The following is a 26,461-nucleotide window of genomic DNA, read 5'->3' as shown; positions in this document are numbered from 1 at the left end:
CCTGCAGGCCGGCCCGAACGATTCGCGGCAGGCCGCAGGCTTACAGATTTCCATTAGCCACGCCCGCTCACGCGGGCCAACGAAGAACTTTGAACAATGGCCACTATCCACGTAGACGGCAAAGCGCTCGAAGTCAACGGTGCAGACAACCTGTTACAGGCGTGTCTGTCGCTCGGCCTCGACATCCCCTATTTCTGCTGGCACCCGGCGCTTGGAAGCGTTGGCGCCTGTCGGCAGTGTGCGGTCAAGCAGTACACCGACGAGAACGACACCCGTGGTCGTATCGTCATGTCCTGCATGACCCCTGCCTCCGACGGCACCTGGATTTCCATCGACGATGACGAATCCAAGGCGTTTCGCGCCAGCGTCGTCGAATGGCTGATGACCAACCACCCGCACGACTGCCCGGTGTGCGAGGAAGGCGGCCACTGCCACCTGCAGGACATGACGGTAATGACCGGCCACAACGAGCGCCGCTACCGTTTCACCAAGCGTACCCACCAGAACCAGGACCTCGGCCCGTTCATCGCTCACGAGATGAACCGCTGCATCGCCTGCTACCGCTGCGTGCGCTACTACAAGGACTACGCAGGCGGCACCGACCTGGGTGTCTATGGCGCCCACGACAACGTGTACTTCGGCCGCGTTGAAGACGGCGTGCTGGAAAGCGAGTTCTCCGGCAACCTGACCGAGGTCTGCCCGACCGGCGTGTTCACCGACAAGACCCACTCCGAGCGCTACAACCGCAAGTGGGACATGCAGTTCGCCCCGAGCATCTGCCACGGCTGCTCCAGCGGCTGCAACATCAGCCCGGGCGAGCGCTACGGCGAGCTGCGCCGGATCGAAAACCGTTTCAACGGTTCGGTCAACCAGTACTTCCTGTGCGACCGTGGCCGCTTCGGTTACGGCTACGTCAACCGCACCGACCGCCCACGCCAGCCACGCCTGGCCGATGGCACCAAACTGGGCCTGGACGCCGCCCTGGACAAGGCCGCCGACCTGCTGCGCGGCCGTACCATCGTAGGTATCGGCTCGCCCCGCGCCAGCCTGGAAAGCAACTACGGCCTGCGCGAGCTGGTCGGTGCCGACTACTTCTACTCGGGTATGGAAGCCGGTGAGCTGGCCCGCGTACGCCTGGCCCTGGACGTGCTGAACAACAGCCCGTTGCAAGTGCCGACCCTGCGCGACATCGAAGACCACGACGCAGTGTTCGTGCTCGGCGAAGACCTGACCCAGACCGCCGCCCGCGTTGCCCTGGCCGTGCGTCAAGCAACCAAAGGCAAGGCTGAAGCCATGGCCGAGGCCATGAAAGTGCAGCCTTGGCTCGACGCCGCCGTGAAGAACATCGGCCAGCACGCACTGTACCCGCTGTTCATCGCCAGCCTGGCTGAGACCAAGCTGGACGACGTTGCCGAAGAATGCGTGCACGCCGCCCCCGCCGACCTGGCCCGCATCGGTTTCGCCGTGGCCCACGCCATCGACCCGAGCGCCCCGGCCGTTGCAGGCCTGGACGACGAAGCCCTGGCCCTGGCCAAGCGCATCGCCGACGCCCTGGTTGCCGCCAAGCGTCCGCTGGTGGTTGCCGGTACTTCGCTGGCCGACCCGGCGCTGATCGAGGCTGCCGCCAACATCGCCAAGGCCCTGAAGCTGCGCGAGAAAAACGGCTCGCTGAGCCTGGTGGTACCTGAGGCCAACAGCCTCGGCCTGGCCATGCTCGGTGGCGAGTCCGCCGATGCCGCGCTGGATGCGGTCATCAGCGGCAAGGCCGACGCCATCGTGGTGCTGGAAAACGACCTGTACACCCGCGTACCGGCCGCCAAGGTCGATGCCGCCCTGGCCGCTGCGAAGGTCGTGATCGTCGCCGACCACTCCAACACAGCCACCCTGGAGCGTGCCCACCTGGTGCTGCCGGCGGCCTCGTTCGCCGAAGGCGACGGTACCCTGGTCAGCCAGGAAGGCCGTGCCCAGCGCTTCTTCCAGGTGTTCGACCCGCAGTACCTGGACAGCAGCATCCTGGTCCACGAAGGCTGGCGCTGGATGCACGCCCTGCGTGCCACCCTGCTGAACAAGCCGGTCGACTGGACCCAGCTGGACCACGTCACCAGCGCCTGCGCCGTAGCTGCCCCGCAACTGGCCGGCATCGTCAACGCGGCGCCTTCTGCTGCGTTCCGCATCAAGGGCATGAAGCTGGCCCGTGAGCCGCTGCGCTACTCCGGCCGTACCGCGATGCGCGCCAACATCAGCGTGCACGAGCCACGCACCCCGCAGGACAAGGACACCGCGTTCGCCTTCTCCATGGAAGGCTACTCGGGCTCCGCCGAACCGCGCCAGCAGGTGCCGTTCGCCTGGTCGCCGGGCTGGAACTCGCCGCAAGCCTGGAACAAGTTCCAGGACGAGGTCGGTGGCCACCTGCGTGCCGGTGACCCGGGCGTGCGCCTGATCGAATCGCAAGGCGATCGCCTGACCTGGTTCAACACCATTCCGGGCGCCTTCAACCCGGCCCGTGGCACCTGGACCGCAGTACCGTTCTTCCATCTGTTCGGCAGCGAAGAAAGCTCTTCGCGCGCTGCACCGGTTCAAGAGCGCATCCCTGCCGCCTACGTGGCACTGGCCAAGTCCGAGGCCGACCGCCTGGGCGTCAACGAAGGCGCGCTGCTGAGCCTGAACGTGGCCGGTGTGGCCCTGCGCCTGCCGCTGCGCATCAATGAAGAACTGGGCGCTGGCCTGGTCGCGCTGCCCAAAGGCCTGGCCGGCATCCCGCCGGCCATCTTCGGTGCATCCGTCGAAGGTCTGCAGGAGGCAGCACAATGAGCTGGTTCACCCCCGAAGTGATCGATGTGATCATCCAGGTCGTCAAGGCTATCGTGGTCCTGCTGGCCGTAGTGGTCTGCGGCGCCCTGCTCAGCTTCGTCGAGCGCCGCCTGCTGGGCTGGTGGCAGGACCGTTACGGTCCTAACCGCGTCGGCCCGTTCGGCATGTTCCAGATCGCCGCCGACATGCTGAAGATGTTCTTCAAGGAAGACTGGAACCCGCCCTTCGTCGACAAGATGATTTTCACCCTGGCGCCGGTGGTGGCCATGAGTGCGCTGCTGATCGGCTTCTCGATCATTCCGATCACGCCGGGCTGGGGCGTTGCCGACCTGAACATCGGCCTGCTGTTCTTCTTCGCCATGGCCGGCCTGTCGGTCTACGCCGTGCTGTTTGCCGGCTGGTCGTCGAACAACAAGTATGCCCTGCTGGGCAGCTTGCGCGCCTCGGCACAGACCGTGTCGTACGAAGTGTTCCTGGGCCTGGCGCTGATGGGCGTGGTGGTACAGGTGGGCTCGTTCAACATGCGTGACATCGTTGAATACCAGGCCCAGAACCTGTGGTTCATCATTCCGCAGTTCTTCGGCTTCTGCACCTTCTTCATCGCCGGCGTTGCCGTGACTCACCGTCACCCCTTCGACCAGCCAGAAGCGGAACAGGAACTGGCCGACGGCTACCACATCGAGTATGCCGGCATGAAATGGGGCATGTTCTTCGTCGGTGAGTACATCGGCATCATCCTCATCTCGGCGCTGCTGGTGACCCTGTTCTTCGGTGGCTGGCACGGCCCGTTCGGCATCCTGCCGCAAGTGCCGTTCCTGTGGTTCGCGCTGAAAACCGCGTTCTTCATCATGCTGTTCATCTTGCTGCGCGCTTCGATCCCGCGCCCACGCTATGACCAGGTGATGGACTTCAGCTGGAAGTTCTGCCTGCCGCTGACCCTGATCAATTTGCTGGTGACCGCTGCGATCGTGCTTTACAACACGCCAGCCGTCGCGGCCCAGTGAGGATTTGACCCATGTTCAAATATATCGGCGACATCGTTAAGGGCACCGGCACTCAGCTGCGCAGCCTGGCAATGGTGTTCTCCCACGGGTTCCGCAAGCGCGACACCCTGCAGTACCCCGAAGAACCCGTGTACCTGCCGCCGCGCTACCGCGGCCGTATCGTCCTCACTCGCGACCCCGACGGCGAGGAGCGCTGCGTAGCGTGCAACCTCTGCGCGGTGGCCTGCCCAGTCGGCTGCATCTCGCTGCAGAAGGCCGAGACCGAGGACGGCCGCTGGTACCCGGAGTTCTTCCGCATCAACTTCTCGCGCTGCATTTTCTGCGGCCTGTGCGAGGAGGCGTGCCCGACCACCGCAATCCAGCTGACTCCGGATTTCGAAATGGCCGAGTTCAAGCGTCAGGACCTGGTGTACGAGAAAGAAGATCTGCTGATCTCCGGCCCCGGCAAGAACCCTGACTACAACTTCTACCGTGTTGCGGGTATGGCGATCGCTGGCAAGCCGAAAGGCTCTGCGCAGAACGAAGCCGAGCCGATCAACGTGAAGAGCTTGCTCCCATAAGGACAGAAAGATGGAATTCGCTTTCTACTTCGCATCCGGGATCGCCGTGGTCTCCACCCTTCGGGTGGTCACTGGCACCAACCCCGTGCACGCCCTGCTCTACCTGATCATTTCGCTGATTTCCGTGGCAATGATCTTCTTCGCCCTGGGTGCGCCGTTCGCCGGCGCCCTGGAAGTGATCGCCTACGCCGGCGCCATCATGGTGCTGTTCGTCTTCGTGGTGATGATGCTCAACCTGGGGCCGGCCTCGGTCGCCCAGGAACGCGGCTGGCTCAAGCCCGGCATATGGGCAGGGCCGGTGATACTCGGCACCCTGCTGCTGCTTGAGCTGCTGTACGTGCTGTTCGTCACCCCGAGCGGGGCCGGCATCAGCGGCACCACCGTGGGCCCGAAAGAAGTGGGCATCAGCCTGTTCGGCCCGTACCTGCTGGTGGTCGAACTGGCCTCGATGCTGCTGCTCGCCGCAGCCGTCACCGCCTTCCACCTGGGCCGCAACGAGGCGAAGGAGTAAATCATGGGTGCTATCCCTCTCGAGCATGGTCTGGCGGTCGCCGGCATCCTGTTCTGCTTAGGTCTGGTTGGCCTGATGGTCCGCCGCAACATCCTCTTCGTGCTCATGAGCCTGGAAGTCATGATGAACGCCTCTGCCCTGGCGTTCGTCGTCGCCGGTGCCCGTTGGGTCCAGCCCGACGGCCAGGTGATGTTCATTCTGGTGATCAGCCTGGCAGCCGCCGAGGCCAGTATCGGCCTGGCGATCCTGCTGCAGCTGTATCGCCGCTTCCACACTCTCGACATCGATGCTGCCAGTGAGATGCGCGGATGAACCTTCTCTTCCTGACTTTCGTCTTCCCCCTGATCGGCTTTTTGCTGCTGTCGTTCTCGCGCGGGCGGTTCTCGGAGAACCTGTCCGCCCTGATCGGCGTCGGCTCGGTCGGCCTCTCGGCCGCCGTGGCGGCCTACGTCATCTGGCAATTCAATGTCGCCCCGCCTGAAGGCGGCGCGTACAGCCAGCTGTTGTGGCAGTGGATGTCGGTGGACGGCTTCGCGCCGAACTTCACCCTGTACCTGGACGGCCTGTCGGTCACCATGCTTGGCGTGGTCACCGGCGTAGGCTTCCTGATCCATCTGTTCGCCTCCTGGTACATGCGTGGCGAAGCCGGTTACTCGCGCTTCTTCTCGTACACCAACCTGTTCATCGCCAGCATGCTGTTCCTGATCCTGGGCGATAACCTGCTGTTCATCTACTTCGGCTGGGAAGGCGTGGGCCTGTGCTCTTACCTGTTGATCGGTTTCTACTACAGCAACCGCAACAACGGTAATGCAGCACTCAAGGCTTTCATCGTCACCCGTGTCGGCGACGTGTTCCTGGCCATCGGCCTGTTCATCCTGTTCGTCCAGCTCGGCACCCTGAACGTGCAGGAGCTGCTGGTGCTGGCACCGCAGAAATTCCAGGCGGGCGACACCTGGATGGTCCTGGCAACCCTGATGCTGCTGGGTGGCGCGGTCGGTAAATCGGCCCAGCTGCCGCTGCAGACCTGGCTGGCCGATGCGATGGCAGGCCCTACCCCGGTTTCGGCACTGATCCACGCCGCCACCATGGTAACCGCAGGCGTATACCTGATCGCCCGTACCAACGGCCTGTTCCTGCTGGCCCCGGACATCCTGCACCTGGTCGGTGTGGTCGGTGGCGTGACCCTGGTGCTGGCCGGTTTCGCCGCGCTGGTGCAGACCGACATCAAGCGTATCCTCGCCTACTCGACCATGAGCCAGATCGGCTACATGTTCCTGGCGCTGGGCGTGGGTGCCTGGGACGCGGCAATCTTCCACCTGATGACCCACGCCTTCTTCAAGGCCCTGCTGTTCCTTGCTTCGGGTGCGGTGATCGTTGCCTGCCACCACGAGCAGAACATCTTCAAGATGGGCGGCCTGTGGAAGAAACTGCCGCTGGCCTACGCCAGCTTCGTGGTCGGTGGTGCCGCCCTGGCCGCCCTGCCGATCCTGACCGTAGGCTTCTACTCCAAGGACGAGATCCTCTGGGAAGCCTTCGCCAGCGGCAATACCGGCCTGCTGTACGCCGGCCTGGTCGGTGCGTTCATGACCTCGCTGTACACCTTCCGCCTGATCTTCATCGCCTTCCACGGCGAAGCCAAGACCCAAGCCCACGCCGGCCACGGCATCAGCCACTGGCTGCCGCTGGGCGTGCTGATCGTGCTGTCGACCTTCGTCGGCGCCTGGATCCACCCACCGCTGGCAGGCGTGCTGCCTGAAAGCGCCGGCCATGCCGGCGGTGAAGCCAAGCACTCGCTGGAGATCGCCTCGGGCGCCATCGCCATCGCCGGTATCCTGCTGTCGGCCCTGCTGTTCCTGGGCAAGCGCCGCTTCGCCAGCGCCGTCGCCAACAGCAGCATCGGCCGCGTCCTTTCGGCCTGGTGGTTCGCCGCCTGGGGCTTCGACTGGATCTACGACAAGCTCTTCGTCAAACCTTACCTGCTGATCAGCCACATCCTGCGCAAGGATCCGGTTGACCGCAGCATCGGCCTGATCCCTCGGATGGCCCGTGGCGGCCACGTCGCCATGAGCAAGACCGAGACCGGCCAGCTGCGCTGGTACACCGCCTCGATCGCCGTCGGCGCCGTGCTGGTACTCGGCGCTGTGGTAGTGGCTGCGGTATGACTATGAATCTTGCGACTTTGCCAAAGGAAACCAACCCGTCATGATTTTGCCTTGGCTGATCCTGATCCCTTTCATCGGCGGCTTCCTGTGCTGGCTGGGTGAGCGCTTCGGCTCCACCCTGCCGCGCTGGATCGCGCTGCTGACCATGTCCCTGCTGCTCGGCATCGGCCTGTGGCTGTGGGGCACCGGCGATTACACCCTGGCCCCTGCACCGGGCGCCGAACCTGCCTGGGCACTCGAATACAAAGTCGAGTGGATCAAGCGCTTCGGCATCAGCATCCACCTGGCCCTCGATGGCCTGTCGCTGCTGATGATCCTGCTCACCGGCCTGCTCGGTGTGCTCTCGGTGCTGTGCTCCTGGAAAGAAATCCAGCGCCACGTCGGCTTCTTCCACCTCAACCTGATGTGGATTCTGGGCGGCGTGGTCGGTGTATTCCTGGCCCTGGACCTGTTCCTGTTCTTCTTCTTCTGGGAAATGATGCTGGTGCCGATGTATTTCCTCATCGCGCTCTGGGGTCACAGCTCGGCAGACGGCAAGAAGACCCGGATCTACGCCGCCACCAAGTTCTTCATCTTCACCCAGGCCAGCGGCCTGATCATGCTGGTGGCGATCCTTGGCCTGGTGCTGGTCAACTACAACACCACCGGCGTGCTCACCTTCAACTACAGCGACCTGCTCAAGGCCGAACTGCCGGCTGGCGTCGAATACCTGCTGATGCTGGGCTTCTTCATCGCCTTCGCGGTCAAGCTGCCGGTGGTGCCGTTCCACTCCTGGCTGCCTGATGCGCACGCCCAGGCACCGACCGCAGGTTCCGTGGACCTGGCGGGCATCTTGCTGAAGACGGCGGCCTACGGCCTGCTGCGCTTCGCCCTGCCGCTGTTCCCGAACGCCTCGGCCGAGTTTGCCCCGATCGCCATGACCCTGGGCCTGATCGGTATCTTCTACGGTGCCTTCCTGGCCTTCGCGCAAACCGACATCAAGCGCCTGATCGCCTTCTCCAGCGTCTCGCACATGGGCTTCGTGCTGATCGGCATCTACTCCGGCAGCCAGCAGGCCCTGCAAGGCGCGGTGATCCAGATGCTGGCCCACGGCCTGTCGGCTGCCGCGCTGTTCATCCTGTCCGGCCAGCTGTACGAGCGCCTGCACACCCGTGACATGCGTCAGATGGGTGGCCTGTGGCACCGCATTGCCTACCTGCCCGCCATCAGCCTGTTCTTCGCCGCTGCATCGCTGGGCCTGCCAGGCACCGGCAACTTCGTCGGCGAGTTCCTGATCCTGATCGGCAGCTTCGCCAGCGTGCCATGGATCACCGTGATCGCAACCACCGGCCTGGTCTTCGGCTCGGTCTACTCGCTGATCATGATCCACCGTGCCTACTTCGGCCCAAGCAAGAGCGACACCGTGCTGGCCGGTATGGACGGCCGCGAGCTGATCATGGTGCTGGGCCTTGCGGTGCTGCTGATCGTGCTTGGTGTGTACCCGCAGCCGTTCCTCGACACTTCTGCAGCCACCATGAGCGGTGTGCAGCAGTGGCTTGGCTCCGCTTTCACTCAACTCGCTTCGGCCCGGTAAGAGCGCTATGGAATTCACCACTCAACACTTCATCGCATTGGCGCCGATGCTGATCACCACCATCACCACGGTGGTGGTGATGCTGGCGATCGCCTGGAAGCGCAACCACTCGCAGACCTTCCTGTTGTCCACCGTGGGCCTGAACCTGGCCCTGCTGTCGATCCTGCCGGCGCTGAAGGTCGCGCCGCTGGCGGTCACTTCGCTAATCACCATCGACAAGTTCGCCTGCCTGTACATGGCCATCGTACTGGTGGCCACGCTGGCCTGCGTCACACTGGCTCACGCCTATCTCGGTGAAGGCTCCAAGGGCTTCCCCGGCAACCGTGAAGAACTCTACCTGCTGCTGTTGATGTCGGCCCTCGGTGGCCTGGTGCTGGTCAGTGCCAACCACCTGGCCGGCCTGTTCATCGGCCTGGAGCTGCTGTCGGTGCCGGTCTACGGCCTGGTGGCGTACGCCTTCTTCAACAAGCGTTCGCTGGAAGCCGGTATCAAGTACATGGTGCTGTCGGCCGCAGGCTCGGCCTTCCTGCTGTTCGGCATGGCGCTGTTGTATGCCGATGCCGGTAGCCTGAGCTTCGACCAGATCGGCAAAGCCCTGGCCGCCACCAGCATGCCAAGCCTGGTGGCTCAGCTGGGCCTGGGCATGATGCTGGTCGGCCTGGCCTTCAAGCTGTCGCTGGTACCTTTCCACCTGTGGACCCCGGACGTCTACGAAGGCGCCCCGGCGCCAGTCGCCGCGTTCCTGGCCACCGCGAGCAAGGTCGCGGTGTTCGCCGTGGTCGTACGCCTGTTCATGCTCTCCCCTGCTGCCAGCAGCGGCGTGCTGAGCACCGTTCTGGCGGTGATCGCGGTCGCCTCGATCCTGGTCGGTAACCTGCTGGCGCTGACCCAGAGCAACCTCAAGCGTCTGCTCGGTTACTCGTCCATCGCCCACTTCGGCTACCTGCTCATCGCCCTGATCGCCAGCAAGGGCCTGGCCATGGAAGCGATGGGCGTGTACCTGGTCACCTACGTGATCACCAGCCTGGGTGCGTTCGGTGTCATCACCCTGATGTCCTCGCCTTACGGCGGCCGTGACGCCGATGCCCTGTACGAGTACCGCGGCCTGTTCTGGCGCCGCCCGTACCTGACGGCAGTGCTGACCGTGATGATGTTGTCGCTGGCCGGTATCCCGCTGACCGCTGGCTTCATCGGCAAGTTCTACATCATCGCCACTGGCGTCGAGTCGCACCTGTGGTGGCTGGTCGGTGCCCTGGTGATCGGTAGCGCCATCGGCGTTTACTACTACCTGCGCGTGATGGTCACCCTGTACCTGGTCGAGCCGAACCTGCGCCGCCACGATGCGCCGCTGAAGTGGGAACAGCGCACTGGCGGCGTCATGCTGCTGGCGATCGCCATTCTCGCCTTCGTACTGGGTGTCTACCCGCAGCCGTTGCTGGAAATGGTCCAGCAGGCTGGCCTGCAACTGATCGGCTGATCGGCTGATCGAACAGGCAATAGCAAACACCCCGCTCATGCGGGGTGTTTTTTTATCTGCGCTGCAAACCGTGCCGGCTACGCTACCGTTCCGCTTGCCTGCCTGACGCAACATCATCACTGCGGCGCAGTGCAGTCCTGCGTAAATCACTGCTGGCCGATGGCAAGTACACATCCGGATTAGGCATTCCACTGGGTGACAGTTCATGGGTCATTTCGAACTCGGCCCTCACCGACCAGCCACACGCCTCCGTGGTGCATTGCAAATAGGCCACTCTAAGGAAAATATGGCGACCTTCGCTGGTGCGTATGCGCATCCGGCTATGGCAGTGAGGGCAGACCAGTTTGTAAGTACTCACGGTAGATACCTGTTAAGGCCGAGCAATGGCAGAAGCTGTAAGGTTGATCGTCCATTTGTGTCAGTATTGCCTACTGTATAAGAAAGGCTTTTCATCAAACTGCTGTTCATGACGATAAAGTTCCTCATATTGCAGGGTTATTATTCATAACGAGTAGTTTAAGCCCAGGGAATGTCATTAAACCAGCAATGGATATCTGTTATGAGTAGCCGTTTTTTCGCCTCGGTGCTGGCCCGCCTCAAGCAACTTACCCAGTCCGAAAGCGACGCTCAGCTGGCCAGAGCGCTTGGTATAAGCCCGCAGACACTGAGCAGCTGGAAGGTACGCGAAAGCATTCCATACTCATTATGCGTAGATATGGCCCGGCAGCATGCCTGCTCGCTGGACTGGCTGCTGATGGGTGAGCGCGAGCGTACCTTGCACACCGGTGAAGGCTGGGAAGATGACATCCTCGAACGTTTGCGCAGCCTTTCATTCGCCGACCGCGAGGCCACGCTGCTGTACATCAAGGACAAACAGCGCATCCAGGAGCTGGAGAAGAAACTGGATGCACTTGCCTACCGTGAGCCGGATACCTCCGAAGGCTAACTGCGCCGGCGCCAACGCTGCACGATTTCACGAAGGTCCACCGAGTCCAGCCACACCATGACCTTGAGGCTGATCGGAACCACCACGACCGCCGCCACGAAAGCAGCCATGCCCCGCGAAAGCATGGGGGCCAAAGCTTGCAACAGCGGCTCGAACAGGTAGCCCACGCCAACGGTGAGAAGGGCCAGCAAGGCTTGCTTGCCCAACGTAAGCCGCTTGCGCGAAACGATGACCAGCCGATCACGTGCCGCGCTGACCAGTAAAGCGCCCAACACTGCACCGAAAAGCACCCGCCCGTCGCGCTCGAGCCACTCCACAACGCAGGACAGGGCACCATCAATCAATGCGACTTCACTCATGAGTGCCTCACTGCTCTGCAAGCATGCCGTAGCGAATGGCCTTGATCACGGCGGCGACCCGCGTGGATACATCGAATTTGCGCAGGATGTTGCCCACATGGAAATTTACCGTCGACTCCTGGCACTGCAGGATTCGACCGATTTCCCACGAACTCTTGCCATAGGCACACCACAGCAATACCTGCTGCTCTCTGGGGGTCAGGCGAATAGGCGTATCCGCTTGGCTATCTTCGATCTGTTGCGTGTTGGCACTCATCACCGAACTCCAAAAAATCATCGCCAGTTCACGTCAGCTATCGGGCTGACGCGGTAGGACTCCACCTTACGAATCCCAAAACACGTGTTCCATTCATACGGTTTGTAAATCGCCGTCCTACAAACCCATCCTCAAATGGCTGCTTTCAATTAAGTGAAACTCTCCGTGCTTTGCACGGCGTTTCGCTCGTCACATCGCCGTTGCCTGCCCTTTTCACCTGGAGTTGTACGATGCGCCCCGTGTTGCCCCCCTCACCTTGCCTTGGCCTTGTGGCCCTTTTCACAGTCGCCCAGCACGCGTCAGCTGCACCTGCGGTCGAACTGGGCGAAGTGCTGATCAGTGACGAAGCACATAGCGAACTGGAAGACGCCCGCGCGCGCCTGCAGGCAGTACCCGGCGCCAGCAACCTGGTGGACATGCAGCGTGTGGGGCAAGGACGGGTGACCAGCAACCAGGACGTGCTGGCCTACCAGCCTGGGGTGTTCGCACAGTCTGCAGGTAACGATGGCATCAAGCTGTCCATCCGCGGGTCAGGCATCAACCGTGCGCCCGGAGCCCACGGCTCAGGGGTGTACACGATGTTCGACGGCCTGCCGCTGACCGGCCCGGGCGGTACACCTTACGAGCTGTTCGAGCCGCTGTGGCTGAGCCGCGCCGAAGTACTGCGAGGGGCCAACGGTTTCGATCAGGGCGCGCTGGCACTGGGTGGCGCAATCAACTATGTGACGCCTACCGGTTACGACGCCGCGCCATTGCAGGTGCGGTACGAGGCCGGCAGCCGCGGCTATCAGCACAGGCACGTCAGCTCGGGTCAGGTATTGGGCAACCTCGACTACTACGTGGCCCTCACCGATTCGGAATACGACGGCTACCAGGCGCACAGCAGCGGCAGCGCCAAAGGCATCGCCGCCAACGTGGGTTATCGTTTCAACCCCAACCTGGAAACGCGCTTCTACCTGCGCTACCGGGAAACCGAGAATGAGTTGGCCGGACGCCTGACCAAGGACCAGATCAAGCACGACCCGCGTGCCGCAAACGCCGCCTACCTGGCGCGCGACGACAGCCGGCCGCAACCGGGCAGTACCTGGGTGGCCAACAAGACCACCTTCTACCTTGAGGACGATGCCCGGGTGGAAGCCGGGCTGGTGTACCACGACTTCCCCATGGACCTGCGCGAAGGCCCGATGCGCCTGAAGGTCGCCTACACCGATGTCAGCGGCACCCTGAACTACATGCGCCGCGACACCTTGCTGGGCCATCAGAGCAACACCACCGTGGGCTGGCGAACCACCAAGCACCTGCCCAACAGCGGCGCCTCGCAGTTTGCCCGTACCACTGGCGACAACTTCGGCGCACGCAGCCGCGACTTCAGCTATCAGGGGTCGGATACTGTCCTGCATGTCGGCAACGATCTGGAGCTGATCCCGGACCTGTGGCTGACCACCGGCCTGGCGATGATCTATACCCGCCGTGAAAGCGCAGTCACCTATCCGCAGAACGGTGGCAAGGTCAGCCAGCATGACTGGGACTACGCACCGCGCCTGGGCCTGCGCTACGACATCAACCCGCAACTGCAGGTGTATGGCAACCTGAGCCGGTCCGTCGAGCCACCCCACCCATGGTCACTGATCTGGAGCTCCACGGTCGCCACGCAGCCGATCGAACTGCAAAACCAGACAGCCACCACGCTGGAACTGGGCGCGCGCGGCGATTCGGCCCTGGGCCGCTGGGACCTGGCCTGGTACTACTCGCAAGTGCGCCATGAACTGTTGGCCGTTGAAATCGCGGCAGGCCTCCCGGCCAAGGAGGTCAATGCCAGCGCCACCGTGCACCAGGGCGTCGAAGCCGGCCTGGACAGCACCCTCTGGGAGCACCTTGGCACTGGCAAGCTCAGCTTGCGCCAGGCCTACACGTTCAGTGATTTCCACTACCGGGACGATGACACCTTCGGCGACAACCGCCTACCTGGCATTCCCATGCATTACTACCAGGCCGAACTGCGCTACGACTGGCCAAGCGGCTTCCATGCCGGGGTCAACACGCAGATGGCGTCCAAGGTGCAAGTCGATTACGCCAACAGTTACCACGCCGATGCCTACGCCCTGCTCGGTGCGCGCCTGGGCTGGGACTCGCCGAAACAGGACTGGCAGACCTGGCTGGACCTGCGCAACCTGACCAACAAGCGCTATGCGGCGACGGTAACGCCAGGGTACGACGATGCAGGGCAAGACATTGCCCGGTCGACGCCAGGGGAAGGGTTTGGCGTATACGCCGGGGTTTCATACAGCTTGCGTTGAAGCGCTGCAAGGGCTGCGTGGCAGCCCCTATTGAGGCAACTGCACCTGCGGCTTGGTCGCGGCGAAAATCCCCCAGCTCGACATGAACAGCGCCGCGATCAGCGGCCCGATCACAAACCCGTTGAGCCCGAATACGGCCAACCCACCCAAGGTGGACACCAGGATCAGGTAGTCGGGCATACGCGTATCCTTGCCCACCAGGATCGGCCGCAGCAGGTTGTCCACCAGGCCAATCACAAGCACGCCAAACGCGGTCAGGATCACCCCTTGCAAGATCGCCCCGGTCAACAGGAAATACGCCGCCACCGGTGCCCAGACGATCCCCGCGCCCACTGCCGGCAGCAGTGACAGAAACGCCATCATCACCGCCCAGACCAGCGCGCTGGGAATATCCAGCACCCAGAAGATGAAACCACCCAAGGCGCCTTGGGTGATCGCCACCAGCACATTGCCCTTCACCGTGGCGCGCACCACACGGTTGAACTTCAACTGCAGGCGGCGCTTCTGGTGCTCTGGCAGCGGCACGGCCAGGCGTACCCGCCGCGCCACGTCCGCGCCCTCACGCAGAAAGAAGAACAACAGGTAAAGCATGATGCCGAAACTGATCAGAAACTCGAAGGTGCCCTGGCCGAAACTGAAGGCCTGGGTGGCCAGCATCTCGCTGCCCTGGGTGGCCCATTTGGTGATCTTGTCGCGCAGCCCCTCCAGGTTGCCCATGCCCATGCTGTCCAGGCTGTGCTGCATGAAAGGCGGCAGCATGTTCATGCCGCGCTCGACATAGCCGGCGATATCCAGTTGCCCGCTCTCGATCCGCTGGTAAAGGGTGGCGCCCTCCTGCACCAGCAAGGCGCTGGTGATGATCACTGGCAAAATGGCCACCAACAGGCAAATCAGCAAGGTGGTGGCCGCCGCCAGGTTACGCCGCCTGCCAAAGCGCATCAGCAGGTTTCGCTGCAGCGGCGCGAACAGGATGCCGAGGATCACCGCCCAGAAGATGGCGCCATAGTACGGCAGCAGGATCCAGCCGAAGGCAATGGTCACCAGCGCCAGCAATACTGCCAGGGCCTTGTTCTGCAAAGCGGTTTGGTTCATGGCGGTTCCTCGTGAGTGCTGGACATTAGTGCACACCACTTTGGTAAAAGTGCCATGCCCACCTTGATTCAAATCAATACGCGCAACGCAGGCCGGCCTTAGCATCCGCGCCTTTGCCCGGTGCGCACATGAACATCCCCGCCAAGCCTGAACTGCTGGCCCCTGCCGGCACCCTCAAGACCATGCGCTATGCATTCGCCTACGGCGCCGACGCGGTCTACGCCGGCCAGCCCCGCTACAGCCTGCGGGTGCGCAACAACGAATTCGACCATGCCAACCTGGCGCTGGGCATCCAGGAGGCCCATGCACAGGGCAAGCGCTTTTACGTGGTGGTGAACATCGCGCCGCACAACGCCAAGCTCAAGACCTTTCTCAAGGACCTGGCGCCGGTGATCGACATGGCGCCCGATGCGCTGATCATGTCCGATCCCGGCCTGATCATGCTGGTGCGCCAGCACTTCCCGCAGATGCCTGTGCACCTCTCAGTACAGGCCAATACGGTCAACTGGGCCAGCGTGCAGTTCTGGCAGCAACTTGGCCTGAGCCGGGTGATCCTGTCGCGGGAACTGTCGCTCGAAGAGATCGGCGAAATCCGCCAGCACGTGCCTGACATGGAACTGGAAGTGTTCGTCCATGGCGCCCTGTGCATGGCGTACTCTGGGCGCTGCCTGCTGTCGGGTTACCTCAACAAGCGTGATGCCAACCAGGGCACCTGTACCAACGCCTGCCGCTGGAAGTACAACGCGACTCCCGCTACCGAAAACGCTGCCGGCGACATCGTGCGCGAGGTCGAGCCGACGCTGGGCCTGGGCGCACCGACCGATCAGGTGTTCCTGCTGCACGAAAGCAATCGCCCCGGTACAGAAATGCCCGCCTTCGAAGATGAACACGGCACTTACATCATGAATGCCAAGGACCTTCGCGCCATCCAGCACGTCGAGCGGCTGGCTGCCATGGGTGTGCACTCCCTCAAGATCGAGGGCCGCACCAAGTCGCACTTCTACTGCGCCCGTGCGGTGCAGTCGTACCGCCAGGCCATTGACGATGCCGCTGCCGGGCGCCCCTTCGACAGGGCCCTGATGGACAACCTCGAATCGCTGGCCCAACGTGGCTACACCGAGGGTTTCCTGCGCCGCCATGTGCATGACGAGTACCAGAACTACCAGCGGGGCAATTCGCTGTCCGAGCGCCAGCAGTTCGTCGGCGAACTGACCGGTGCACGGGTGGACGGCCTGGCCGAGGTCAAGGTGAAGAACCGCTTCGCAGTAGGCGATCATCTGGAGCTGATGACCCCGCGCGGCAACTATCATTTCGACCTGCACAACCTGTACGGTCGTCAGCAGCAGGCCATCGACGTGGCGCCCGGGGACGGCCATGTGGTCTACCTGCCGATCCCGGAGCAGGTAGCGCTGGAATACGGCTTGCTGATGCGCGACCTGTGCCAGGACGAACTGGCTGACAAAGGTGTAATGTCCAGTTCAGCCAGCTGACAGTTGCTGGCCGATAGCATGCCAGCGCACATCGCGCCTGCAAGCCGCCTGCGCTATCCTGCAGCTCATTTGCATGGCGGGCGGGGCGCCTGCCTACCCATAGGAGTCGTTCGACCATGCTGCATAAACACCTGATCGCACTCGGCCTGCTGGCCATCACCGGCCTGGCACAGGCTGGCGAGACCATCGACGTCTACCGCGACCCCAACTGTGGCTGCTGCAAGGCCTGGATCAGCCACCTTCGTGACAATGGCTTTACCGTCAACGACCACGTCGAGCCGAACATGAGCGCCGTCAAGCAGCGGCTCGGCGTGGCGCCGCGGCTGGCTTCATGCCACACCGGGGTGATCGACGGCAAGTTCGTCGAAGGCCACGTCCCGGCCGAGCAGGTGCGCCTGCTGGCCAAGCGCAACGACCTCAAGGGCCTGGCCGTGCCTGGCATGCCGGTGGGTTCGCCAGGCATGGAAATGGGTGATCGCAAGGACGCCTATCAAGTCATCGGGGTAACCCGGGATGGCCAGGACACCGTAGTCGCCAACTACTGATGCTGAGCCTCTGGGCGCTGTTTCTCAGCGCCTTTGGCGCCGCCACATTGCTGCCGCTGCAATCGGAGGCGGTACTGGTGGGCCTGCTGCTGCGTCAACCCGACGCCTGGCTGACCCTGTTGCTGGTCGCCACCCTGGGCAACGTGCTCGGTTCGGTGGTCAACTGGTTGCTGGGCCGGGCCATCGAACACCTGCGCGACAAGCGCTGGTTCCCGTTCAGCGCCCGTCAACTCGAACGCGCCCAGCAACGCTATCAGCGCTGGGGGCAATGGTCGTTGCTGCTGAGCTGGATGCCAGTGATCGGCGACCCGTTGACCCTGATTGCCGGGATCATGCGTGAGCCGTTCTGGCGTTTCGTGCTGCTGGTCACGCTGGCAAAGGGCGGGCGTTACATGGTCGTAGCCGTGATTACCCTGGGTTGGTTTCATGCCTGGTAACACCTTTAACGTTTAAGGTGCCTGTGCGGCTGCTAAAGTCGCCAATTCCTACATGGTCCTACACGGAGTGCCCCCATGCTACGCGCAACCGCCCTGGCCTTTGCCTGCCTCATCGGCGCCCCCGCCATCGCCGCCGAATCACCCACCTACGGCAAGCAGCTCGAAGGCTTCAGCTACCCGCACCCCCTCAAGCATTTCGACTTCCAGTCCCAGGGGCAGAGCCTGCAGATGGGCTACATGGACGTGCCTGCCAAAGGCCAGGCCAACGGCCATAGCGTGGTGCTGATGCATGGCAAGAACTTCTGCGCCGCCACCTGGGAAACCACCATCGATGCGTTGAGCCAGGCCGGCTACCGGGTCATCGCGCCCGACCAGGTCGGCTTCTGCACTTCAAGCAAGCCAGGGTATTACCAATACAGCTTCCAGCAATTGGCCAGCAACACCCATGCCCTGCTGGAGCAGTTGGGCGTCAAGCAAGCGATCATCCTCGGCCATTCCACCGGCGGCATGCTCGCCACCCGTTACGCGTTGATGTACCCACAACAGGTCGAGCGCCTGGCCATGGTCAACCCGATCGGCCTGGAAGACTGGAAGGCCCTCGGCGTGCCCTACCGCACGGTGGACCAGTGGTATGCCCGCGAACTCAAGCTCGATGCCGACGGCGTGCGTGAATACGAGCGCAAGACCTATTACGCCGGGCGCTGGAAACCTGAGTACGAGCGTTGGGTACAGATGCTGGCGGGGCTGAACAAGGGCCCTGGGCATGAAGCCGTGGCGTGGAACTCGGCACTGATCTACGACATGATCTTCACCCAGCCGGTGTACCACGAGTTCAAAGACTTGAAGATGCCAACCCTGCTGCTGATCGGCGACCAGGACAGCACGGCCATTGGCAGTGACATCGCACCGCCCGAGGTCAAGGCGCGGCTGGGCAAGTACAAGGAGCTGGGGCCGCACGTGGCCAAGCTGATTCCACAAGGCGAACTGGTGACCTTCGAGGGCATGGGGCACGCGCCGCAGATCGAGGAGCCACGGCGCTTCAACAACACCCTGATCGAGTGGCTTGGGCGCTGAGGATATGATGGGGCGCATTGGGTGTCGGGGGCTGCCGGGGGCATGCCACGGGCATTTGCTGCGCCCTTTGGATTGAACGCAGCCGTCGCGGCGCATCGCGGGCACCCCCGCGCATTTGTTGCAGCGCGCCACTGATGATAGGCGATGGTTACCATGCCTTGCCTGGTGGGTGCGATTCATCGACTGGCGCAATGAAAATTCCCTGCTAAATTTTCATGAAAATAATCATAAAAAATTTCATGAGGCCAAGGCATGTTCAGGCAATCCGCCCAGCACGTCGCCAGTTATTACGCCCGCACCTACCCTGCCAGCATTCCCCTGCGCCCTACCCTGCAAGGCCGGCACGACACCGACGTGATCATCATCGGCGCCGGCTTCAGCGGCCTGCACACTGCCCTGCGCCTGGCCCTGGCGGGTAAGCGTGTGACCCTGCTGGAAGCCAGCCGGGTGGCCTGGGCCGCATCCGGTCGCAACGGTGGCCAGGCGCTGCTGGGCTGGTCGTGCGACATGCCGCCCATCGAGAAAGCCTTGGGCGTGGAACGCAGCCGACGCCTGTGGGACAGCATGTGCTGGGCTGCCGACGAAATGCGTGAACTGCCGCAACGGCACGGCTTCGATATCGATTACCGGGCCGGCAGCCTCTGGACCTCGGTGCTGCCACGCCGGGTGAAAATGCTGGAACAAGCCCTGCTTGATGCCGAACAGAAATGGGGCTACCAGGCCCTGCGCCTTATCGGCCGTGACGAGTTGCCCCAGTGGATCGACAGCCCGCGCTACCAGGCTGCCCTGTACGACGCCAAGGGCGCGCACCTCAACCCGCTGAAACTGGCCCAGGGCTTGGCCAGCGCGATCGAGGCTACCGGCGGGCAAATCTTTGAGCAAAGCCAGGTACTCGACTACCAGCAGAGCGCCAATGGCTACATCGCCCGCACCGACCATGGCGAGGTGCACGGCGAGGTGCTGGTGCTGGCTTGCAACGCCTACATCGACCGCCTTGACCGCAACCTGTCGCGCCGGCTGCTGCCGGTGGGCTCCTATCAAGTGGCCACCACGCCACTGGACGCGGATTTCGCCCGGTCGCTGCTACCACGCAACAGTTGCGTGATCGACAACCAGTTCGTACCGGACTATTTCCGCCTCACCCCGGACCACCGCCTGCTGTTCGGCGGCGGCTGCACCTACCTGGGCGGCATTCCCAAGGACGTGGCCAGCGCCACCCGCCCCTACCTTGAGCGTGTGTTCCCACAACTGGCGCGCGTTGCCATCGACTATGCCTGGGGCGGGCATATCGACTGCAGCATCCAGCGCACCCCGGACATCGGCCGCGACGGCCAGCGCTACTGGCTGCAGGGCTTTTCCGGCCATGGCGTGCTGCCAACCCTGGCAGCGGCGCGCGCGGTCAGCGACGCGATCCTGGGCGAAGATGACCTGCTGGCGTTGTACCAAGGCATCGACAATGGCCGTTTCCTGGGGGGTGACCTGTTGGCTGCCCCGCTGGAGGCCGCAGCCAAGGCCTGGTACCGGATGCGCGATCATGTCTGAAGACGCCCAGGGCCTGGCCCTGCTGATTCGTGGCCTGCGCAAGCACCGCGGGCTGACCCTCGGCGAGTTGGCGATCAAGGTCAAGCGCTCGCTGGGCTTTCTGTCCCAGGTCGAGCGCGGCCTGTCGCAGCCGACCGTGGCCGACCTCACTGCGATCAGCGAAGCGCTGCACGTGCCCACCACCTATTTCTACCAGGCCAGCCAACCGCGCGAACTCGACTGGGTCACCCGCCCCGGTGAACGGCGCACGATCTACTACGCCGAAGGCATCAGCGATGTGCTGGTCTCGCCGACCCTCAACGGCAGCTTTGCCATGCTCGAAAGCCACCTGGCGCCCGGCGCCAGCAGTGGCGAGGGGCATCTGGACGACAGCGCCGAACAAGGCGGTTTCGTCCTTGAAGGCGCGCTGACCCTGTGGCTGGATAGCCACCCGGACGCCGTCACACTCGGCCCCAACGACAGCTTCCAGCTCCCTGCGCACAGCCATTTCCGCTACGCCAACCTGACTGACCAGACGACCCGTGTCCTCTGGGTCTTCCGATGAGAGCACAGCATGACAACGACAACGACAGGTTTTGCCGATCTGCTCAGCGAAGTACGTGCCTTCCGCGCCCGTTACCCCGAAGTACGCCACGTCGACCTGCTGAGCCTGGACATCCCCGGGCATTTCTACGGCAAACGCTACCCCATCGACATGCTCGAAAAGGTTGCCGCCGGCAGCCCGCTGAAACTGCCGCAGAACTGCGTGCTGCTGGGCGTGCAAGGCGGGCTGTTCCCGATTGGCGACTACTGCTTCAACGACGGCGACCCGGACGCCCTGCGGCGCCTGGTGCCCGGCACACTCAAGCCGGTCAGCTGGGAGCGCGAACCGCTGGGCCAGATGCTGATCAGCTCCGACGGCACCGCCTCACCCATCGAGTTCGAGCCCAGGGAGGTGCTCGCCCGCGTGCTGCAGCGCCTGGAACGGCGCGGCATTCGCCCGGTGGTGGCGTTCGAGCTGGAGTTCTACCTGTTCGACCGGGCACTCAAGCAGGGGCTGCCGCAGTTCCCCCGCGACCCGTTCAGCGATGACGCGGACGACCAGCCCAACATGCACATCGAACGGCTGTCGCGGTTCAGCGACGTGCTGCGCGACATGGTCGAAACCGCCAACGCGCAAGGGGTCGACGCCAACGTCATCACCGCCGAGCTCGGCCCTGGCCAGTTCGAGATCAACTTCGGCCACTGCGACGACGGCCTGCGTGCCGCCGACTGGGCCGCCCTGTTCTGCCGCAGCACGCGTGGCGTGGCGCTCAAGCACGGGCTGCGCGCCTCGTTCATGAGCAAACCCTACCTGCAGGCGCCAGGCAGCGGTATGCACGTGCATGTCAGCCTGTACGACAAGGCCGGCAACAACCTGCTTGCGGCCGACCAGCAGCGCCCGCTACGCCATGCAGTGGCCGGTTGCCTGGCCTTGCTGCCGCACTGCATGCCGATATTCGCCGCCAACCACAATGCGTTTCGCCGGTACGGCGCCATGGTCAATGCCGCCAGCCGCGCCAGCTGGGGCTTCGAGGACCGTGATGCGTGCCTGCGCATCCCCGAGTCGGATGCTTGCAATGTGCGTATCGAGCACCGCCTGGCGGGGGCAGATGCCAACCCGTATCTGGTGCTGGCGGCCATCTTGTGCGGTATGGAGCATGGGCTGGATGCCGCGCTGGAGCCAATTGCGCCGCTCAATGACGATCGCGCCAGCGGGGTCGACTTTCCCAAGGACATGCCCAGCGCAGTCGCAGCCATGCGTGGGCACCCGGCCGTAAATGAAGGGCTGGGGGAAGAGTTCGTGATGGTGTATTGCGAGAACAAGCGCCAGGACCACCTGGCGTTCATGCAGGAGGTGAGTGCCCGCGAGTACCGGTGGTTCCTTTGAGACAGATACTGGCCTCATCGCCGGCTTGCCGGCGAAGAGGCCGGTACTGACAAGACAGAAAACTCTCCTATTCTGAATAGCTCACTCGGCAATCCCCCTGCACAGAGGAGACACGACCATGAGCTACGTGACCACGAAGGATGGCGTTCAGATCTTCTACAAGGACTGGGGCCCGCGCGATGCGCCGGTCATCCACTTCCACCACGGCTGGCCGCTCAGCGCAGACGACTGGGACGCGCAGCTGTTGTTCTTCCTTGGCCAAGGTTTTCGAGTGGTCGCCCACGACCGCCGCGGCCACGGCCGCTCCAGCCAGGTATGGGACGGCCATGACATGGACCACTATGCCGATGACGTGGCCGCCGTGGTCGAGCACCTGGGTATTCAGGGTGCGGTGCATGTCGGTCACTCCACCGGAGGTGGCGAAGTGGTGCGCTACATGGCCCGCTACCCCGGCGACAAGGTGGCCAAAGCGGTGCTGATCGCCGCCGTGCCGCCCTTGATGGTGCAAACACCAGACAACCCTGGCGGCTTGCCCAAGTCGGTTTTCGACGGGTTCCAGGCACAGGTGGCGAGTAACCGGGCACAGTTCTACCGCGATGTGCCGACCGGCCCGTTCTATGGCTATAACCGGCCCGGTGCCGAGCCGGCCGAAGGGGTCATTGCCAATTGGTGGCGCCAAGGCATGATCGGCAGCGCCAAAGCGCACTACGACGGGATCGTGGCGTTTTCCCAGACTGACTTCACCGAAGACCTGAAGAAGATCCAGCAGCCCGTGCTGGTGATGCATGGTGATGATGACCAGATCGTTCCCTATGAAAATTCCGGCCCGCTGTCGGCCAAGCTGCTGCCCAACGGCACATTGAAGACCTACAAGGGCTTCCCGCACGGTATGCCGACAACCCATGCCGATGTGATCAATGCGGACTTGCTGGCCTTTATCCGAAGCTGACGTGATCTTCCGCGCTGGCCTCATCGCCGGCAAGACAGTTGCTCCCTCAGGACTATCACCGGTCTTGAGTACTGTGCAAAACCTGTGAGGGCGGGCTTGCCAAGCGAAGAGGCCGGCACTGGCAACGCATCCCGCCCGGGATTACCATGGTGCCCTTCTAGCGCGGCAGTTTGCCGCACCCTGCCTGCCTCCTGCCTGCCAGACACCCATGCCCTTCGAACTCACCGTAGAACCACTCACCCTGCTGATCCTCGCCCTGGTCGCCTTCGTCGCCGGGTTCATCGACGCCATCGCTGGCGGCGGTGGCCTGCTCACCACCCCGGCACTGCTCACCGCCGGGATGCCGCCACACCTGGTGCTGGGCACCAACAAGCTCAGCTCGACCTTCGGCTCGGCCACCGCCGGTTTCACCTACTACAAACGCAAGCTGTTCCACCCGGCGCAATGGCGCCCGGCCTTGTTCGCCACCCTGGTCGGCGCGCTGATCGGCGCGGTCGTCGCCCACTACATGCCGGCCGAATGGCTGAACAAGATGCTGCCGGTGATCGTCTTCGCCTGCGGCATCTACCTGCTGTTCGGGGGTACGCCCAAAGCGCCGCTGGATGCCGATGCGCCGATCAAGAAGAAGTGGCAGTTCCCGCAGGGCTTCACCCTGGGCTTCTACGATGGCGTGGCCGGGCCCGGCACCGGTGCGTTCTGGACCGTGAGCACGCTGCTGCTCTACCCCATCGACCTGGTCCGCGCCAGCGGCGTGGCGCGCAGCATGAACTTCGTCAGCAACATCGCGGCGCTGACGGTGTTCATCATTTCCGGGCAGGTGGATTACGTCGTCGGCCTGTGCATGGGCCTTTCGGTGATGGTGGGTGCGTTCTTCGGCGCACGCACGGCGATCAGCGGCGGCAGCAAGTTCATCCGCCCGGTGTTCATCACCGTGGTGCTGGCGCTGACCGTGCGCCTAGCGTGGCAACACTGGTTCGGGCAGGCCTGAACGCCTGGCGACATACAGATCGATCAGGTACCGGGCGATGGAGCGCCCGGCTGGCAGCGGTGGAAGGTCGTGCACGTTGAACCACCTGGCGTCTTCGATCTCGTCCGGCTGCATGACGATCTCGCCGCCGGCATACTCGGCGTGGAAGCCCAGCATCATCGAATGCGGGAACGGCCAGCACTGGCTGCCGACGTACTGGATGTTGCGCACCTCCACCGCCACTTCTTCGCGCACTTCGCGCACCAGGCAGTCCTCGGCCGATTCGCCTGGTTCGGCAAAGCCTGCAAGGGTGCTGTAAACGCCAGTGACGAAGCGCGGCGACCGGGCCAGCAGGATTTCGTCGCCACGGGTCACCAGCACGATCATGCTCGGCGAAATGCGTGGGTAGCTGCGCAGGTCGCAGGGCTGGCAGTACATCGCCCGCTCCCAGCGGATCTGCATCATCGGTTGGCCGCAGCTGCCACAGAAACGGTGCTCACGCGCCCAGGTGCCGATCTGCGCGGCGTAGCCAAGCACTTTATAAAGATCGAAATCACCTTCGAGCATGAATGCCCGCAAGCCGCGCCAGCCGCAACCGGGCACCTCGGCGGCGCTGCGCAGCTCCAGCAGGAACACCGGCTCGCCGTCGAAATGGCCGATGCCGTGCTCGGCCAGCACATCCAGGTCCTGGCGCTTGAGCCAGTCGCGGGGGAACAGCGCGCCATTGGCGTCCACCAAAAACCCTTCCGGGCTGCGGGCGACAGCCCAGCCCCCGGTGATCTGCGGGTCGAGTACTGCGCTAGTCCAGCGTGCTGACATGTCGGGGTTCCTTTACTGCGTCCCCCGGCCCGGTCAGTCGGCGAACGTCGGTTTCTGTTTGCTCATGTGCGCCGCCACAGCCACGCGCAAATCTTCGGACTGCAGCATGGCGGCGTTCCAGGTGGCGATGTACTCCAGGCCATCATCGATGCGATGGTCACGCATGTAGCTGAGCATCTCCTTGGTGCCCGCTACAGCGATCGGTGATTTTGCGGCAATCTCGCGGGCAATGGCAAAGACCCCGTCGAGCAATGCAGCATGATCATCATAGACCCGGTTGACCAGGCCGATGCGCAGCGCCTCGTCGGCCGCAACGTTACGCCCGGTGAAGGCCAGCTCGCGCATGATGCCGTCGCCGATGATACGTGGCAAACGTTGCAGGGTGCCGACGTCTGCGGCCATGCCCATGTCGATTTCCTTGATCGAGAACTGCGCGTCCGTGCTGCAATAGCGCATGTCGCAGGCCGACACCAGGTCGATGGCACCGCCAATGCAGTAGCCCTGGATGGCCGCCAGCACGGGCTTGCGGCAGTTGTCCACGGCATTGAAGGAGGCCTGCAGGCGCAGGATGGTACGGCGCAGCAGGCGCGCGTTGCGGCCAACGTCCTTGCCCATCTGGCCGGCCAGCGAGGCCAGCATCATCAAGTCGATACCCGAGGAAAAATGCTTGCCCGCGCCGCTGATGACCACGGCGCGCACCGCATCGGTGTCGTCGACCCACTGGAAGATATCGACGATCTCTTCCCAGAAGGCAGCATTCATGGCGTTGATCTTCTCAGGGCGGTTGATCTGCACATGGGCGATGTTGTCGGTCAGTTCGACCTTGAATGCGCTGTACTCGGTCACGGGCTGCACTCCTGCGGGGATAAAGGTTCACTGCGCGGATGTTAACCCAGCCTGGTTGCCGTACTTGTGCCAAAAGCGGGACTTGCCCGGGTTGCTCAGGCGCCTGCGACAGAGGTTTGCCCTGCACAAAAAAACCCATACAACTTTTGCCCCGCACACGCATCGAAACACAGGTAAGCTCTTCATCCCTTCCCAAGAGGTTTGCCATGGCGATGCGTACAGCCCTGATTGTTTCCTGCATTACACTGGCCCTGACGGGCTGCGCCGGTTCGAGCGATGAGCATCGTGCGCCACCGGCCACACAGCAGGTCGACCTGCAGCGCTACCAGGGCACCTGGTACGAGCAGGCGCGCTTGCCGATGTTCTTCCAGCGCAACTGCGTGCAGTCCGAAGCCAACTATGGCTTGCGCGAAGACGGTCGCATCGATGTGACCAACCGCTGCAAGGAAAAGGACGGCCAATGGAACGAGGCCAAGGGCATCGCCGAGGCGCAGCAGCCGGGCAAGACCGACAAGCTGTGGGTCACCTTCGACAACTGGTTCAGCCGCCTGGCGCCAGGCTTGACCAAGGGTGAATACTGGGTGCTGTATCACGACAAGGACTATCGCGTAGCGCTGGTCGGGCACCCCAACCGCGAATACCTGTGGCTGCTGTCACGCACCCCGGTCATCAACGACCAGACCCGCGAACAGATGCTGGCCATTGCCCAGAAACAGGGTTATGACACCAGCGAGCTGATCTGGCGGCAGGGCGATGATGCAGTAAAACCCTGATTCATCGACGCCCTGGTTCGCTCGGGCCAGGGTGAGCGCCTAATCAAACTTGGAGTCAGTCA

26 protein-coding genes are annotated in these 26,461 nt (G+C 63.2%); 20 read left to right on the top strand and 6 right to left on the bottom strand.

Annotated features, from left to right (window positions below; all coding sequences use genetic code 11):
• Nucleotides 1-96 precede the first annotated feature (96 nt).
• From nuoG to nuoN, 8 genes are read left to right on the top strand one after another with little or no spacing between them, the layout of a single operon-like run.
• Nucleotides 97-2,811: an NADH-quinone oxidoreductase subunit NuoG gene (nuoG, locus tag JOE27_RS00815; protein WP_204917573.1), complete on the top strand. Its 2,715-nt coding sequence runs from the start codon at nucleotides 97-99 to the stop codon at nucleotides 2,809-2,811.
• Nucleotides 2,808-3,815 carry an NADH-quinone oxidoreductase subunit NuoH gene (nuoH, locus tag JOE27_RS00810; RefSeq protein WP_012273297.1) on the top strand — a complete coding sequence of 336 codons (1,008 nt, stop codon included), beginning with the start codon at nucleotides 2,808-2,810 and terminating at the stop codon, nucleotides 3,813-3,815. The genes nuoG and nuoH overlap by 4 nt, the downstream gene beginning before the upstream one ends.
• An 11-nt stretch (nucleotides 3,816-3,826) precedes the next feature.
• Complete coding sequence (gene nuoI, locus JOE27_RS00805; protein WP_003251442.1) at nucleotides 3,827-4,375, top strand: NADH-quinone oxidoreductase subunit NuoI; 549 nt, start codon at nucleotides 3,827-3,829, stop codon at nucleotides 4,373-4,375.
• A 10-nt stretch (nucleotides 4,376-4,385) separates the two neighbouring features.
• A complete protein-coding gene (nuoJ, locus tag JOE27_RS00800; protein WP_012313764.1) occupies nucleotides 4,386-4,886 on the top strand; it encodes an NADH-quinone oxidoreductase subunit J in 501 nt (166 codons plus the stop codon).
• Between the two features lie 3 nt (nucleotides 4,887-4,889).
• Nucleotides 4,890-5,198 carry an NADH-quinone oxidoreductase subunit NuoK gene (gene nuoK / locus JOE27_RS00795; RefSeq protein WP_003251446.1) on the top strand — a complete coding sequence of 103 codons (309 nt, stop codon included), beginning with the start codon at nucleotides 4,890-4,892 and terminating at the stop codon, nucleotides 5,196-5,198.
• On the top strand, nucleotides 5,195-7,048 hold the full coding sequence (gene nuoL, locus JOE27_RS00790) for an NADH-quinone oxidoreductase subunit L (protein WP_204917570.1): 1,854 nt from the start codon (nucleotides 5,195-5,197) through the stop codon (nucleotides 7,046-7,048). Before nuoK ends, nuoL begins: the two co-directional genes overlap by 4 nt.
• 40 nt (nucleotides 7,049-7,088) lie before the next feature.
• Complete coding sequence (gene nuoM / locus JOE27_RS00785; protein WP_046787247.1) at nucleotides 7,089-8,621, top strand: NADH-quinone oxidoreductase subunit M; 1,533 nt, start codon at nucleotides 7,089-7,091, stop codon at nucleotides 8,619-8,621.
• 7 nt (nucleotides 8,622-8,628) lie between these two features.
• Nucleotides 8,629-10,098: an NADH-quinone oxidoreductase subunit NuoN gene (nuoN, locus tag JOE27_RS00780; protein ID WP_115275303.1), complete on the top strand. Its 1,470-nt coding sequence runs from the start codon at nucleotides 8,629-8,631 to the stop codon at nucleotides 10,096-10,098.
• 82 nt (nucleotides 10,099-10,180) lie between these two features.
• On the opposite strand, the gene JOE27_RS00775 is transcribed toward nuoN, so the two are convergent.
• Nucleotides 10,181-10,456, bottom strand: coding sequence for an ogr/Delta-like zinc finger family protein (locus JOE27_RS00775; RefSeq protein WP_080952154.1), 276 nt, complete (start codon nucleotides 10,454-10,456; stop codon nucleotides 10,181-10,183).
• A 201-nt stretch (nucleotides 10,457-10,657) separates the two neighbouring features.
• On the opposite strand from JOE27_RS00775, the gene JOE27_RS00770 reads away from it, so the two are divergent.
• On the top strand, nucleotides 10,658-11,044 hold the full coding sequence (locus JOE27_RS00770; protein ID WP_125923251.1) for a helix-turn-helix domain-containing protein: 387 nt from the start codon (nucleotides 10,658-10,660) through the stop codon (nucleotides 11,042-11,044).
• On the opposite strand, the gene JOE27_RS00765 is transcribed toward JOE27_RS00770, so the two are convergent.
• Together JOE27_RS00765 and JOE27_RS00760 are read right to left on the bottom strand one after the other, a co-directional pair.
• Nucleotides 11,041-11,403 carry a hypothetical protein gene (locus tag JOE27_RS00765; RefSeq protein ID WP_196997821.1) on the bottom strand — a complete coding sequence of 121 codons (363 nt, stop codon included), beginning with the start codon at nucleotides 11,401-11,403 and terminating at the stop codon, nucleotides 11,041-11,043. The two genes, JOE27_RS00770 and JOE27_RS00765, sit on opposite strands and share 4 nt — an antisense overlap.
• A 7-nt stretch (nucleotides 11,404-11,410) precedes the next feature.
• Nucleotides 11,411-11,659 carry a helix-turn-helix transcriptional regulator gene (locus JOE27_RS00760; RefSeq protein ID WP_046787251.1) on the bottom strand — a complete coding sequence of 83 codons (249 nt, stop codon included), beginning with the start codon at nucleotides 11,657-11,659 and terminating at the stop codon, nucleotides 11,411-11,413.
• A 230-nt stretch (nucleotides 11,660-11,889) separates the two neighbouring features.
• Here JOE27_RS00760 and JOE27_RS00755 point away from each other — a divergent pair, with 230 nt between their 5' ends.
• Nucleotides 11,890-13,956 (top strand): TonB-dependent receptor, encoded by a 2,067-nt coding sequence (locus JOE27_RS00755; protein WP_204917568.1) that lies wholly within the window; start codon nucleotides 11,890-11,892, stop codon nucleotides 13,954-13,956.
• A 27-nt stretch (nucleotides 13,957-13,983) separates the two neighbouring features.
• Here JOE27_RS00755 and JOE27_RS00750 read toward each other — a convergent pair whose 3' ends face one another.
• Nucleotides 13,984-15,048 (bottom strand): AI-2E family transporter, encoded by a 1,065-nt coding sequence (locus JOE27_RS00750; RefSeq protein WP_046787253.1) that lies wholly within the window; start codon nucleotides 15,046-15,048, stop codon nucleotides 13,984-13,986.
• A 128-nt stretch (nucleotides 15,049-15,176) separates the two neighbouring features.
• On the opposite strand from JOE27_RS00750, the gene yegQ reads away from it, so the two are divergent.
• The 9 genes from yegQ to JOE27_RS00705 all read left to right on the top strand — a co-directional run bounded on the left by yegQ (nucleotide 15,177) and on the right by JOE27_RS00705 (nucleotide 23,982).
• Nucleotides 15,177-16,538: a tRNA 5-hydroxyuridine modification protein YegQ gene (gene yegQ / locus JOE27_RS00745; RefSeq protein WP_115275307.1), complete on the top strand. Its 1,362-nt coding sequence runs from the start codon at nucleotides 15,177-15,179 to the stop codon at nucleotides 16,536-16,538.
• A 116-nt stretch (nucleotides 16,539-16,654) separates the two neighbouring features.
• Entirely contained in the window at nucleotides 16,655-17,083 is a 429-nt protein-coding gene (locus JOE27_RS00740; protein ID WP_115275308.1) for a DUF411 domain-containing protein, read from the top strand.
• Complete coding sequence (locus JOE27_RS00735; protein WP_039604685.1) at nucleotides 17,083-17,520, top strand: YqaA family protein; 438 nt, start codon at nucleotides 17,083-17,085, stop codon at nucleotides 17,518-17,520. The genes JOE27_RS00740 and JOE27_RS00735 overlap by 1 nt, the downstream gene beginning before the upstream one ends.
• A gap of 75 nt (nucleotides 17,521-17,595) precedes the next feature.
• On the top strand, nucleotides 17,596-18,594 hold the full coding sequence (locus JOE27_RS00730) for an alpha/beta hydrolase (protein WP_115275309.1): 999 nt from the start codon (nucleotides 17,596-17,598) through the stop codon (nucleotides 18,592-18,594).
• A 252-nt stretch (nucleotides 18,595-18,846) separates the two neighbouring features.
• Nucleotides 18,847-20,136 (top strand): FAD-binding oxidoreductase, encoded by a 1,290-nt coding sequence (locus tag JOE27_RS00725; RefSeq protein ID WP_204917566.1) that lies wholly within the window; start codon nucleotides 18,847-18,849, stop codon nucleotides 20,134-20,136.
• Nucleotides 20,129-20,680 carry an XRE family transcriptional regulator gene (locus JOE27_RS00720; RefSeq protein ID WP_204917564.1) on the top strand — a complete coding sequence of 184 codons (552 nt, stop codon included), beginning with the start codon at nucleotides 20,129-20,131 and terminating at the stop codon, nucleotides 20,678-20,680. Before JOE27_RS00725 ends, JOE27_RS00720 begins: the two co-directional genes overlap by 8 nt.
• A gap of 9 nt (nucleotides 20,681-20,689) precedes the next feature.
• A complete protein-coding gene (locus JOE27_RS00715; RefSeq protein ID WP_204917562.1) occupies nucleotides 20,690-22,045 on the top strand; it encodes a glutamine synthetase family protein in 1,356 nt (451 codons plus the stop codon).
• Between the two features lie 118 nt (nucleotides 22,046-22,163).
• Complete coding sequence (locus tag JOE27_RS00710) at nucleotides 22,164-22,994, top strand: alpha/beta hydrolase (RefSeq protein ID WP_119688643.1); 831 nt, start codon at nucleotides 22,164-22,166, stop codon at nucleotides 22,992-22,994.
• A gap of 208 nt (nucleotides 22,995-23,202) precedes the next feature.
• Entirely contained in the window at nucleotides 23,203-23,982 is a 780-nt protein-coding gene (locus JOE27_RS00705) for a TSUP family transporter (RefSeq protein ID WP_115275313.1), read from the top strand.
• On the opposite strand, the gene nudC is transcribed toward JOE27_RS00705, so the two are convergent.
• Nucleotides 23,950-24,780, bottom strand: a complete 831-nt coding sequence (nudC, locus tag JOE27_RS00700; protein WP_119688642.1) for an NAD(+) diphosphatase — start codon at nucleotides 24,778-24,780, stop codon at nucleotides 23,950-23,952. The two genes, JOE27_RS00705 and nudC, sit on opposite strands and share 33 nt — an antisense overlap.
• A 33-nt stretch (nucleotides 24,781-24,813) precedes the next feature.
• Entirely contained in the window at nucleotides 24,814-25,626 is an 813-nt protein-coding gene (locus tag JOE27_RS00695) for a crotonase/enoyl-CoA hydratase family protein (protein WP_115275314.1), read from the bottom strand.
• Nucleotides 25,627-25,832: 206 nt separating this feature from the next.
• Here JOE27_RS00695 and JOE27_RS00690 point away from each other — a divergent pair, with 206 nt between their 5' ends.
• Nucleotides 25,833-26,399: a lipocalin family protein gene (locus JOE27_RS00690; protein ID WP_204917560.1), complete on the top strand. Its 567-nt coding sequence runs from the start codon at nucleotides 25,833-25,835 to the stop codon at nucleotides 26,397-26,399.
• Nucleotides 26,400-26,461: the final 62 nt, after the last annotated feature.

This window comes from Pseudomonas sp. M5, assembly GCF_016907075.1.
Taxonomy (GTDB): domain Bacteria; phylum Pseudomonadota; class Gammaproteobacteria; order Pseudomonadales; family Pseudomonadaceae; genus Aquipseudomonas; species Aquipseudomonas putida_E.
Note: the sequence above shows the minus strand (reverse complement) of the source record. Positions and strands in the feature narration are given on the sequence as shown.

Excerpts from the sequence above, each read along its gene's own strand:
- JOE27_RS00715 (WP_204917562.1), top strand. The coding sequence starts at position 20,690 with ATGACAACGACAACGACAGGTTTTGCCGATCTGCTCAGCGAAGTACGT.
- nuoJ (WP_012313764.1), top strand. The coding sequence starts at position 4,386 with ATGGAATTCGCTTTCTACTTCGCATCCGGGATCGCCGTGGTCTCCACC.
- nuoI (WP_003251442.1), top strand. The coding sequence starts at position 3,827 with ATGTTCAAATATATCGGCGACATCGTTAAGGGCACCGGCACTCAGCTG.
- JOE27_RS00690 (WP_204917560.1), top strand. The coding sequence starts at position 25,833 with ATGGCGATGCGTACAGCCCTGATTGTTTCCTGCATTACACTGGCCCTG.
- JOE27_RS00710 (WP_119688643.1), top strand. The coding sequence starts at position 22,164 with ATGAGCTACGTGACCACGAAGGATGGCGTTCAGATCTTCTACAAGGAC.
- nudC (WP_119688642.1), bottom strand. The coding sequence starts at position 24,780 with ATGTCAGCACGCTGGACTAGCGCAGTACTCGACCCGCAGATCACCGGG.
- JOE27_RS00720 (WP_204917564.1), top strand. The coding sequence starts at position 20,129 with ATGTCTGAAGACGCCCAGGGCCTGGCCCTGCTGATTCGTGGCCTGCGC.
- nuoH (WP_012273297.1), top strand. The coding sequence starts at position 2,808 with ATGAGCTGGTTCACCCCCGAAGTGATCGATGTGATCATCCAGGTCGTC.
- JOE27_RS00725 (WP_204917566.1), top strand. The coding sequence starts at position 18,847 with ATGTTCAGGCAATCCGCCCAGCACGTCGCCAGTTATTACGCCCGCACC.
- nuoM (WP_046787247.1), top strand. The coding sequence starts at position 7,089 with ATGATTTTGCCTTGGCTGATCCTGATCCCTTTCATCGGCGGCTTCCTG.
- nuoL (WP_204917570.1), top strand. The coding sequence starts at position 5,195 with ATGAACCTTCTCTTCCTGACTTTCGTCTTCCCCCTGATCGGCTTTTTG.
- JOE27_RS00755 (WP_204917568.1), top strand. The coding sequence starts at position 11,890 with ATGCGCCCCGTGTTGCCCCCCTCACCTTGCCTTGGCCTTGTGGCCCTT.
- JOE27_RS00740 (WP_115275308.1), top strand. The coding sequence starts at position 16,655 with ATGCTGCATAAACACCTGATCGCACTCGGCCTGCTGGCCATCACCGGC.
- JOE27_RS00705 (WP_115275313.1), top strand. The coding sequence starts at position 23,203 with ATGCCCTTCGAACTCACCGTAGAACCACTCACCCTGCTGATCCTCGCC.
- nuoK (WP_003251446.1), top strand. The coding sequence starts at position 4,890 with ATGGGTGCTATCCCTCTCGAGCATGGTCTGGCGGTCGCCGGCATCCTG.
- JOE27_RS00730 (WP_115275309.1), top strand. The coding sequence starts at position 17,596 with ATGCTACGCGCAACCGCCCTGGCCTTTGCCTGCCTCATCGGCGCCCCC.
- JOE27_RS00760 (WP_046787251.1), bottom strand. The coding sequence starts at position 11,659 with ATGAGTGCCAACACGCAACAGATCGAAGATAGCCAAGCGGATACGCCT.
- JOE27_RS00770 (WP_125923251.1), top strand. The coding sequence starts at position 10,658 with ATGAGTAGCCGTTTTTTCGCCTCGGTGCTGGCCCGCCTCAAGCAACTT.
- nuoG (WP_204917573.1), top strand. The coding sequence starts at position 97 with ATGGCCACTATCCACGTAGACGGCAAAGCGCTCGAAGTCAACGGTGCA.
- JOE27_RS00765 (WP_196997821.1), bottom strand. The coding sequence starts at position 11,403 with ATGAGTGAAGTCGCATTGATTGATGGTGCCCTGTCCTGCGTTGTGGAG.
- nuoN (WP_115275303.1), top strand. The coding sequence starts at position 8,629 with ATGGAATTCACCACTCAACACTTCATCGCATTGGCGCCGATGCTGATC.
- JOE27_RS00735 (WP_039604685.1), top strand. The coding sequence starts at position 17,083 with ATGCTGAGCCTCTGGGCGCTGTTTCTCAGCGCCTTTGGCGCCGCCACA.
- yegQ (WP_115275307.1), top strand. The coding sequence starts at position 15,177 with ATGAACATCCCCGCCAAGCCTGAACTGCTGGCCCCTGCCGGCACCCTC.
- JOE27_RS00750 (WP_046787253.1), bottom strand. The coding sequence starts at position 15,048 with ATGAACCAAACCGCTTTGCAGAACAAGGCCCTGGCAGTATTGCTGGCG.